Below are 1,187 nucleotides of genomic sequence, written 5' to 3'. Positions count from 1 at the left end.
CTAAACGACAATGCAGCATCAAAATTTTCCTGATAATGTCATTCCCTTAGTAGAAAGAATAGCGCAAAACATACACTTAATGTTGCAAGGAAATAATACAGCTTTTACTAACTCAATTGTATGATATGACAAGGTTGTTTTGTGTAATTTGTTTTGTGTAACACTTTATTGTATTAGGCTCGTTTCAAATATAGATACTTTCATTTAATTAAAATCTTAATCATTATTAATATTATATTAATAAAAACTTAATAGTAATTCTTAATAATACAAGAATTAACATGTTCACAATTTTGTATTATAGAGGAAACAGAAGAGTATTTTCTTAAAATAGGAATACAAAGTTCAGAGTAACTTAGAGATTCTAACTATATGTCAGGTTCAACCTAGAGATTCTAACTATATGTCAGGTTTACTTTCTGATATTATAGGAAGAGAGAAGGAATGGCGAAACTAGGTAAAACTATGCAATTATAGGTAACTAGAGAATTAATTAAGAAATTAGTTGATTTAGAAGTAAACCTTAATGCCCATAATCAAGATGGGCATACCCCTTTATATGTTGCAATTTGGAAGGGTAATGTCGAAGTTGCAAAACTACTGGTAAAATACAGTGTAAACGTTAATAATAACGATGAACGTAATTGTACGCTACTTCATATTGGAATCAGATGTAAATAGCTAGAGATAGTGAAATTGTTGATAGAAAATGGAGCAAACGTTAATGCAAAAACTAAAAATCATGGTAAAGACGATTTAACACCAATGCACCTTGCAATTTTTGTAAATACGCCGGAGTTTATAGAATTACTAAGCAATAATGGTGCAATAATTAGTGCGAGAGAAAGTACTGAAGGACATATCCCTCTTCACCTTGCTGTTTTAGACGGGAAAAGAGGCATAATACAAGCCTTAATTAATAAGGAAAGATGTAGATGATAATGGGTGCACAACTCTATCTTTAGCTGTTAGCAATATACTGAAATAGGAAATTACAGCAGAATAGAAGTTATTGAGTATCTGATAAACGAACTCAAAGCAGATATAGCAAAGAAAGCAAAGAAAGATAATAACAACAATACAGCACTTTTTCTTGCTGCCAATAATTGTCCTGGGAAAGTAATAAGGCTTATCATCGAACAACATTATAGAAATTTTTTTTTATCGCTTTTATAGTATTCAGTACT

General features: G+C 30.4%; 2 protein-coding genes and 2 pseudogenes. All 4 read left to right on the top strand.

Translation table 11 applies throughout. From position 1 onward, the window contains the following. Window positions 1-31 precede the first annotated feature (31 nt). Window positions 32-124 (top strand): annotated as a pseudogene (locus CCY16_RS07055) (aminoacyl-tRNA hydrolase); the annotation flags it as partial. A gap of 368 nt (window positions 125-492) precedes the next feature. Then, the gene (locus CCY16_RS06960) at window positions 493-681 is read left to right on the top strand and encodes an ankyrin repeat domain-containing protein (protein ID WP_245800792.1); all 189 of its coding nucleotides are present in this window, start codon (window positions 493-495) and stop codon (window positions 679-681) included. Further along, window positions 682-801: pseudogene (locus CCY16_RS06955) on the top strand (ankyrin repeat domain-containing protein); the annotation flags it as partial. Next, window positions 778-939 carry a hypothetical protein gene (locus CCY16_RS06950; protein ID WP_369323927.1) on the top strand — a complete coding sequence of 54 codons (162 nt, stop codon included), beginning with the start codon at window positions 778-780 and terminating at the stop codon, window positions 937-939. The pseudogene CCY16_RS06955 and the gene CCY16_RS06950, both read left to right, overlap by 24 nt. Window positions 940-1,187 lie beyond the last annotated feature (248 nt).

It is taken from the genome of Wolbachia endosymbiont of Wuchereria bancrofti, from assembly GCF_002204235.2.
Lineage (GTDB): Bacteria > Pseudomonadota > Alphaproteobacteria > Rickettsiales > Anaplasmataceae > Wolbachia.
Note: the sequence above shows the minus strand (reverse complement) of the source record. Positions and strands in the feature narration are given on the sequence as shown.